Origin of the sequence: Paraburkholderia dipogonis (genome assembly GCF_042680985.1) — a bacterium.
GTDB classification, from domain to species: Bacteria; Pseudomonadota; Gammaproteobacteria; order Burkholderiales; family Burkholderiaceae; genus Paraburkholderia; species Paraburkholderia phytofirmans.
Window position 1 is genome coordinate 440,968 of the sequence record NZ_JBHUFR010000010.1, and the last position, 7,233, is coordinate 448,200.

Below are 7,233 nucleotides of genomic sequence, written 5' to 3' on the forward strand. Positions count from 1 at the left end.
GCAACCGCCAAGACGCACCATGAACACGAACGCATCAACTCCTGACAATCCGCTCTCGCATCTGTTCGACAACAACGAAGCGTGGGTCGCCCGCATGCTGTCCGAAGACCCCGAGTATTTCTCGCGCCTCGCACACCAGCAGACGCCCGAGTATCTATGGATCGGCTGCTCGGATTCGCGCGTGCCGGCCAACCAGATCATCGGCCTGCCGCCGGGCGAAGTGTTCGTGCACAGAAACATCGCCAACGTGGTCGTGCATACCGATCTGAACTGTCTCTCGGTGATCCAGTTCGCCGTCGATCTGCTGAAGGTCAAGCACATCATGGTGGTCGGCCACTACGGCTGCTCGGGCGTCGGCGCGGCGCTGCACGGCCGGCGCGTGGGTCTCGCGGACAACTGGCTGCATCACGTGCAGGACGTGCGCACCAAGCACGCGGCGCTGATCGAGGAATGGCCGATCGGCGAGGTGCGGCACCGGCGGCTGGTCGAACTGAACGCGATCGAACAGGTGATGAACGTATGCCGCACCACCATCGTCAACGATGCGTGGGCGCGCGGTCAGGAGTTGACGGTGCACGCATGGGCGTACGGCGTGCATGACGGCAAGGTGCGCAACTTGGGCATGATGGTCAGCGAGCCGGGTGCGCTCGATGCCACCTATCAGAAGTGCGTCGCGGCGGTGTCAGCTAGTGGCCCGCACAAGGCAGAGAACGACGTGGTCGCCGCCGATGCGGCTCAGCTCGGCGACGTGCCGGCTATCGTCGAAGGCGTAATCAAGGAGCTTAAACATGAGTGAGACGAGCATGAGTGAGACAAAAGGTGATCCGGTCGTCATCGTGGGCGTGGCCCGCACGCCGATGGCGGCATTTCAAGGCGACTTCGCCGCGCTGACAGCGCCGCAGTTGGGCTCGGTGGCAATCGAAGCGGCCGTGAAACGCGCGGGCCTGAAGCCCGAGCAGATCGACGAAGTGGTAATGGGCTGCGTGCTGCCCGCCGGCCTCGGTCAGGCGCCCGCGCGTCAGGCCGCGCTCGGCGCGGGCTTGCCGCTCGCCACCGGCAGCACCACGGTGAACAAGATGTGCGGCTCCGGCATGCGCGCGGCGATGTTCGCGCACGACATGCTCGCGGCGGGCTCCGTCGATGTGATCGTCGCGGGCGGCATGGAGAGCATGACGAACGCGCCCTATCTGCTGCCCAAAGCACGCAGCGGCATGCGCATGGGCCACGGTCAGGTGATCGACCACATGTTCTACGACGGCCTCGAAGACGCCTACGAAAAAGGCCGTCTGATGGGCACCTTCGCCGAGGAATGCGCGGCGTCGTTCGATTTCACGCGCGAGGCGCAGGACGCGTTCGCCGTCGAGTCGCTCAACCGTGCGAAACGCGCCAACGAAGATGGTTCGTTCAGCTGGGAAATCGCGCCGGTAAAGGTGGAAAGCCGCAAGGGCGATGTCACCATCGATCGCGATGAGCAGCCGTTCAAGGCGAACCTCGAAAAAATTCCGACGCTCAAACCCGCGTTCAGCAAAACCGGCACGGTGACGGCGGCGAACTCGTCGTCGATTTCCGACGGCGCGGCCGCGCTCGTCATGATGCGCGAATCGACGGCCAGGCGTCTCGGCGTCGAGCCGATCGCGCGCGTGGTGGGCCACTCGACCTTCGCACAGGAACCGGCGAAGTTCACCACCGCGCCGGTCGGCGCAATTCGCAAGCTGTTCGAGAAGAACGGCTGGCGCGCGGATGAAGTCGATCTGTATGAGGTCAACGAAGCATTTGCCGTCGTGACGATGGCGGCCATGAAGGAACATCATCTGCCGCACGAGAAGGTCAATGTGAATGGCGGCGCCTGTGCGCTCGGCCATCCGATCGGCGCGTCGGGCGCGCGGATTCTGGTCACGCTGATCGGCGCGCTGAAGAAACGTGGACTGAAGCGCGGCGTCGCGACGCTGTGCATCGGCGGCGGCGAAGCGACGGCGATGGGTGTCGAACTGGTTTAACCCGCGTTCTTAAAGCGCGCTGTTTTGACGGCTTGCTGAGGTATTCCAATGAAGACAGTGTTGATCATCGGTGCGTCGCGCGGCATCGGCCAGGAGTTTGCACGACAGTACAAGAAGAGCGGCTGGCGCGTGCTCGCCACCGCGCGCGACGGCGCCGCGCTCGATGCATTGAAGGCACTCGGCGCCGAAACTTTTTCACTCGATGTAAGCGCGCCGGAAGAAATCGCCGCGCTCGGCTGGAAGCTCGACGGTGAACGGCTCGATGCGGCGATCCTGGTGTCGGGCGTGTACGGCCCGCGCACGGAAGGCATCGAGACGATCACCGCCGAAGACTTCGACCACGTCATGCACACCAACGTGCGCGGACCGATGCAACTGATACCGATCCTGCTACCGCTCGTCGAAGAAGCCGGCGGCGTGTTCGCGGTGATTTCGAGCAAGATGGGCAGCATCGGCGACGCCAGCGGCACGACTGGGTGGCTGTATCGCGCGAGCAAGGCGGCGTTGAACGACGCGCTGAAACTCGCTTCGCTGGAAGCGAAGCGCGCCGCGTGCGTTTCGTTGCATCCGGGCTGGGTGCGCACCGACATGGGCGGCGCGCAGGCCGCGATCGATCCGGCACGCAGCGTCACCGGCATGCGTGAAGTGCTGGCGCAGGCCGCCGCGGCGCGCGACGAGTTCAATGGCCGCTTCTATCAATACGACGGCACGCTGCTCGACTGGTGAGCAACGTGCCGGCAAGGAGACACACTCATGGTGCTTGATCAGGATCACTTGATGGTCCGCGATGCGCTGCGCACCTTCGTGCGCGAAGCGATCACGCCGCACGCGGCAGTGTGGGACCGCGAGCGCACTTTTCCGAAGGATGTGCATCGGCAACTCGCGGAGCTCGGTGCGTACGGCGTGCTGGTACCCGAAGCGTATGGCGGTGCCGGCATGGACGCGCTGGCGCTCGCGCTGATTCTGGAAGAAATCGCTGCCGGCGACGGTGGCACCTCGACGGCTATCTCGGTCAACAACTGCCCGGTGTGCAGCATTCTGCTGACCTATGGCAACGACGCGCAGAAACGCGACTGGCTGACGCCGCTCGCGCGCGGCGAGATGCTCGGCGCGTTTTGCCTGACCGAACCGCAAGCCGGTTCCGACGCATCCGCGTTGCGCACCACCGCCACACGCGACGGCGATGCGTACGTGCTGAACGGCGTCAAACAGTTCATCACGAGCGGCAAGAACGGCAACGTCGCGATCGTGATGGCCGTGACCGACAAAGCGGCGGGCAAGCGCGGCATCAGCGCGTTCATCGTGCCCACCGACACAAAGGGCTACGTTGTCGCGCGAGTCGAGGACAAGCTCGGCCAGCATTCGTCGGATACGGCGCAGATCATTTTCGAGGACTGCCGCGTGCCGGCCGCGAATCTAATCGGCGCAGAAGGCGAAGGCTATCGGATTGCGTTGTCGGGGCTGGAAGGCGGACGTATCGGTATCGCGGCGCAAAGCGTCGGCATGGCGCGCGCCGCGTTCGAAGCGGCGTTGAGTTATGCGAAGGAGCGTGAGAGTTTTGGTGCGCCGCTCTTTTCGCACCAGGCCGTGCAATTCCGCCTCGCCGATATGGCGACGCAACTCGAAGCCGCGCGCCAACTGATCTGGCACGCCGCCTCGTTGAAAGACGCCGGCCAACCGTGCCTGACCGAAGCCGCGATGGCCAAGCTGTTCGCGTCCGAAGCCGCCGAGCGCATCTGTTCGGCCGCCTTGCAGATTCATGGCGGCTACGGCTACCTGAGCGACTTCCCCGTCGAGCGGATTTACCGCGACGTGCGTGTCTGCCAGATCTACGAAGGCACGAGCGACATCCAGAAAATTTTGATCGCGCGCGGTCTTGGCTGAAGTCCGATGAACAAGCAACTGTTGTCGATGCAACGACCATCCGACTGTCCGTGCGGCGGCGCCGCGCCTGACCAGCGCAGCGGTGCCAAAGCGCCGCGCTTCGCGCAATGCTGCGGCCGCTATATCGACGGCGGCGAAGCGGCGCCACGGGCGCTGGAACTGATGCGTTCGCGCTATAGCGCTTATGTGTTGGGCGCAACGGACTATCTGCGCGCCACGTGGGCGCCCCATACCTGCCCCGCCGATCTCGACGCAGACCCGGCCGCGCCCGACGCGCCGCGTTGGCTCGGACTGCAGATCAAGGCGTTCGCTGAAACGGGCGCCGATCATGCGACGGTCGAATTCGTCGCACGCTACAAGGTGGGCGGCCGCGCGCATCGGTTGCACGAGTTGAGCCGCTTCGTTCGCGGCGATGACGGCCGCTGGCGCTACGTCGACGGCGACGTCAGCGAATAAAGTCCCTTTCCGCCCCTTACAAACCGACGCAGCGTCCTTACACCGCGCTCACATATGGCCCTGATAGCGGGGCCAATTTTTTTGTTGGCGCGATGCCACACGAGCCGCGCCACGCCTGATTGCTTCGGTGCGCCAAACACTCGTGAAGTCTTCTTCGACCGGCCTCACGCGACCCAACAGCACGCGGCAATTTTTGCGGCGCGGGTTCTCCTTGATTGCACAAAACAAAATTGTCGTGCCAGGATGAGGCCGTAGCTTCATGACGTCACGTTGCGAGAGCCGGTCCATACCAACTCCGCAAAATGCGCAGGAGGCCCTGCCGGGCACCAGACAGTGTGGTTCCGGCGGCGGTTTCGGCAGCAGGCGTGACGCTCATCATCGGCGCGTGGGGTCGCGTCGGCCGTTTGGGTTCATCCCGTGCGATCTCGATTAGCGTGCGTGCGCCTCTGGCGCACTCCGTACGCGAGTGTGTTTTTGTTTGTCGAAAACCTGCCCGAAAGGCAAATGTCAGCAATGACTTTCGACAGATAGACACCACGGTGTTCAGGGCAGGTTTTTGAGGCAGGTGCGTGAATGGTGTTCAGCAAGGTTCTGACGAAGTGTGCGGTGATCTGTGCAGCGGCTACGTGCGCTGTCGCACTCGCGCACGCCGACCCGCTCGCGGACACCCAGGCGGGTCCGTTGACCCGCGCACACGTGCCGCGCATCGCGCTCGACGACGACGTCTATCTGCCCACCGCAGGTCTTAACGAACAGATCATCCGCGTTCCGGTCGACGCAGCCGGTACGGTCACTCTCGAAACGACGATCTACAAACCGGACGGCGCTGGCCCGTTTCCGATGATCGTTTTCAACCACGGCAAGATCCCCGGCGATCCACACACGCAGGAACGCAGCGACCCGCTGCCGCTCGCGCGCGAATTCGTGCGGCGCGGCTACGTGGTGGTCGCGCCGAACCGCCAGGGTTTCGGCCACTCGGACGGCGTGTATCAGCAGGATGGCTGCGACGTCGAAAAGAACGGCATCGGCCAGGCCGGCGACGTCGCCGCGACGATTGATTTCATGTCGAAGCAGCCTTATGTCGATGCCAAACACATTGTCGTGGCCGGCACCTCGCACGGCGGTCTTGCAACGATGGCGTACGGCACCGAAGCCGCGCCGGGCGTGCGGGCATTGATCAACTTCTCGGGTGGCTTGCGGCAGGACGCGTGCAGCGACTGGCAAGGCAATCTAACGCGTGCATTCGGTGCTTACGGCGAGAAGACCAAGGTGCCGTCGCTGTGGATGTACGGCGATAACGATTCGGTCTGGAACGCGCCGTTGGTGGCCGGCATGTACGCCGCTTATGGCGCGCACGGCGCGAGCGCGAAGATGGTGGATTTCGGCAACTACAAGAACGACGCGCATCGTCTGGTCGGGGATCGTGATGGCGTGCACGTGTGGTGGCCGGCGGTCGAAGCATTCCTCGCGCAGGTCGGCATGCCGACTGGCGTGCAGTATCGCGTAGCGGATCCGTCCATGCCGAAGGCGAGCGGGTTTGCCGCTGTCGATGCGGTCGACGCCGTGCCGTTTGTCGATGAAGCCGGGCGGAATGGCTATCGGAATTTCTTGCATCAGTTTCCTAGCCGGGCGTTTGCTGTTTCTGACTCGGGGGCCTGGTCCTGGGCTGAAGGTGGCGATGATCCGATGTCGGTCGCGGTCGCGAATTGCCAGAAGCAGAGTTCGGCGCCTTGCCGGTTGTATGCGGTGAATAATGCGGTTGTTTGGGGCGATCAGTCTTCCCAGACGGTTGATAATGGCGCGGCGGGCGGCGGTACCGATGGGCGTCGCGCTATTGCCAGCCGCGAGTAAGAGCCGGTGATCACCCGGCCGCCGTGCTAGGTCGAATCACCCACGAGCATAATTTTCAGCGCCATGCCGCGGCCTGTTCATGCGCGGCGTCTTGTGATCCAACCGCGCGACCCTCAGCCTGGCGGGCGTGCTTGAGTGCGCGCCAGACGCGTGCCGGCACGCGGTGCATCGCATTTTCAAACGATTCGGCATTGCGGCGGCGCGCGTCGAGCGCGTCGCGGATGCTCGCTTCCCGGTCGAAGCCGTCGCCGTATCGATAGGCGAAGTCGCAGTACGCCAACCGGTCCCGGGTTTCGACGAGTCCCCAGTCGAGCGCTCGTTGGTAGCGAGGTTCGAAATCGAGGAAGCGTTCACGGTAAGGGCGTGCTTCGTCGATATAGCCAAGATCGGTAAGCGACGCCATCAAGTGGTCCGGTTCCGTGTGCGCCGTGAGCGCGTCGATATCCTGCTGGTCGAACCGGACGACGACAGACCTGCTCACGCGCCGCGCTTCTTCCGACCGGTTCGAGACAGTGAGCCACTCTTCGCTGCGTCCGCGATATTTGAGCTGCTCGATCGGCGCCATGAACATATTGCGTAGTTGCTCGCCCCAGACGCGGAATACGGCACCCGTGTTGCGGGGATCGAAATAGCGGACCATTGCGGTCATTCCGTCACCGATATCCGCGAACAGAAATGCGCGCAGGTGCGCGGCGAGATCGGACAGTTCGACATCGCTCCAGATGAGGACGAGGCACGGCGAGTGCAGATCGATCTGATCCAGTTCATGCGCCCACGGCGCCATGGGATTGTCGATTCGCACGAGAAAGAGCGAAGCCGCTCCTGCCTGCTCTTCGGGAAGACCTTCATATACCGAGACGAATGCGCTCTTCGACTGTTCGAGCAAAGGTTGAATCTTGCCGGGCGACGCGGCTCCATCGACGAGTCCGAACATCTGCGGTGCCATTTTTCCAGAAACTCTCTGCATCACTTTCTTCTCGCGACTACGTTACGCCCATGCGGCCTGCTGGATACTGCCCACCTTCAGCGGTTCCGATTCGGACGC

The 7,233-nt window shown here is 63.5% G+C and carries 7 protein-coding genes; 6 read left to right on the forward strand and 1 reads right to left on the reverse strand.

All coding sequences use genetic code 11. The features are described 5' to 3' along the window. Positions 1-19 precede the first annotated feature (19 nt). From can to ACFSNN_RS14545, 6 genes are all read left to right on the forward strand, one after another. The gene (gene can / locus ACFSNN_RS14520; RefSeq protein ID WP_134457274.1) at positions 20-796 is read left to right on the forward strand and encodes a carbonate dehydratase; all 777 of its coding nucleotides are present in this window, start codon (positions 20-22) and stop codon (positions 794-796) included. After that, the gene (locus tag ACFSNN_RS14525) at positions 789-1,997 is read left to right on the forward strand and encodes an acetyl-CoA C-acetyltransferase (RefSeq protein ID WP_208949489.1); all 1,209 of its coding nucleotides are present in this window, start codon (positions 789-791) and stop codon (positions 1,995-1,997) included. Before can ends, ACFSNN_RS14525 begins: the two co-directional genes overlap by 8 nt. Before the next feature lie 48 nt (positions 1,998-2,045). Continuing rightward, positions 2,046-2,723, forward strand: coding sequence for an SDR family oxidoreductase (locus tag ACFSNN_RS14530; RefSeq protein ID WP_134457276.1), 678 nt, complete (start codon positions 2,046-2,048; stop codon positions 2,721-2,723). Between the two features lie 27 nt (positions 2,724-2,750). Next, on the forward strand, positions 2,751-3,881 hold the full coding sequence (locus ACFSNN_RS14535; RefSeq protein ID WP_012431527.1) for an acyl-CoA dehydrogenase family protein: 1,131 nt from the start codon (positions 2,751-2,753) through the stop codon (positions 3,879-3,881). A 6-nt stretch (positions 3,882-3,887) separates the two neighbouring features. After that, positions 3,888-4,337: a YchJ family protein gene (locus ACFSNN_RS14540; RefSeq protein ID WP_134457277.1), complete on the forward strand. Its 450-nt coding sequence runs from the start codon at positions 3,888-3,890 to the stop codon at positions 4,335-4,337. A gap of 573 nt (positions 4,338-4,910) precedes the next feature. Beyond that, positions 4,911-6,188, forward strand: coding sequence for a dienelactone hydrolase family protein (locus ACFSNN_RS14545; RefSeq protein ID WP_134457278.1), 1,278 nt, complete (start codon positions 4,911-4,913; stop codon positions 6,186-6,188). A gap of 55 nt (positions 6,189-6,243) precedes the next feature. On the opposite strand, the gene ACFSNN_RS14550 is transcribed toward ACFSNN_RS14545, so the two are convergent. After that, complete coding sequence (locus ACFSNN_RS14550) at positions 6,244-7,155, reverse strand: DUF4123 domain-containing protein (RefSeq protein WP_244322791.1); 912 nt, start codon at positions 7,153-7,155, stop codon at positions 6,244-6,246. Between the last annotated feature and the right edge of the window lie 78 nt (positions 7,156-7,233).

Coding starts and splice junctions, on each gene's coding strand:
- can (WP_134457274.1), top strand. CDS start 20: ATGAACACGAACGCATCAACTCCTGACAATCCGCTCTCGCATCTGTTC.
- ACFSNN_RS14525 (WP_208949489.1), top strand. CDS start 789: ATGAGTGAGACGAGCATGAGTGAGACAAAAGGTGATCCGGTCGTCATC.
- ACFSNN_RS14530 (WP_134457276.1), top strand. CDS start 2,046: ATGAAGACAGTGTTGATCATCGGTGCGTCGCGCGGCATCGGCCAGGAG.
- ACFSNN_RS14535 (WP_012431527.1), top strand. CDS start 2,751: ATGGTGCTTGATCAGGATCACTTGATGGTCCGCGATGCGCTGCGCACC.
- ACFSNN_RS14540 (WP_134457277.1), top strand. CDS start 3,888: ATGAACAAGCAACTGTTGTCGATGCAACGACCATCCGACTGTCCGTGC.
- ACFSNN_RS14545 (WP_134457278.1), top strand. CDS start 4,911: ATGGTGTTCAGCAAGGTTCTGACGAAGTGTGCGGTGATCTGTGCAGCG.
- ACFSNN_RS14550 (WP_244322791.1), bottom strand. CDS start 7,155: ATGCAGAGAGTTTCTGGAAAAATGGCACCGCAGATGTTCGGACTCGTC.